The organism is Vibrio sp. 1249-1 (genome assembly GCF_033340495.1).
This window is the reverse complement of the sequence record NZ_JAWOWJ010000374.1, coordinates 1-801: the sequence shown is the minus strand read 5'-3', so window position 1 is coordinate 801 and position 801 is coordinate 1. Positions and strand designations below refer to the sequence as shown.

Annotated in this window: 1 protein-coding gene and 1 pseudogene; both read right to left on the bottom strand. The window is 42.2% G+C overall.

Annotated features, from left to right (window positions below; genetic code table 11):
* Window positions 1-282: pilus assembly protein (locus R7Z50_RS26465; RefSeq protein WP_318073123.1), on the bottom strand; the 282-nt coding region annotated here is incomplete at its 3' end.
* A pseudogene (locus R7Z50_RS26460) lies at window positions 279-801 on the bottom strand (pilus assembly protein TadD); the annotation flags it as partial. The gene R7Z50_RS26465 and the pseudogene R7Z50_RS26460, both read right to left, overlap by 4 nt.

Here is an 801-nt window from a genome sequence, read left to right as displayed (position 1 = left end):
GACCGATGCCGATACCGATGAATGGTCGACAACCTTCGACCATAAGGCACCACCGCTGGTTTCTAGTTTGGTTTTGACCACATCTTGATAGTCCACTTTTTCCGAGTTGCTAGAACTACCTTGTTTTTTACTACTCATCACAGCTGTCGTCAGCGCATGGTCGGTTACACCCATCGAATACGTAAGTACAGACAAGTCAAACCAGGTAAATAGCACCATGATCAAAACGGGTAAGCCCATCGCAACTTCGACCGTCAAACTTCCTTTTTGAAACTTGATCATAATTCAACGTACCTTTTCTTCGTGTAATCAACGACAAAAGCACCTTTGATATTCATGTTTTCAAGAAACTTCTTTGCATCATCTATATCGCTAAACTCACCAACGCAATAACGCTTCCATAAGCCGTGAGTGTAGGAATACACTTTGCCATAGTTGCCTTTCAGATAATTTAGGTAATCTGACGGAATGACTTTATAGGTTGCTAATACTTGAATTCGATAAATTGACGGCGCTTTAGGACGTAAGTTTTGCGGGTCTAATACTGAGCGCGCTACGTACTTTGGTTTCAAATCGACAGATTTCGTATCCATTTCCATATTTTTCTTTTCCTTTGACTTCGCGACCTGTTTGGGTGGAACTTTTGTATCTATTTTTTTATTCAGAGGTTTAACGCTCTTCATGAGCTTTTTCAGTTTGACTCGTGCGTCTTGCTCGCTACTGTCGTGTTTCAAAACCTCCAACGCCACATCCGGACGATTCGACCGAGTCGACGCCAAAAGGAGATTTGAACGTACCTTT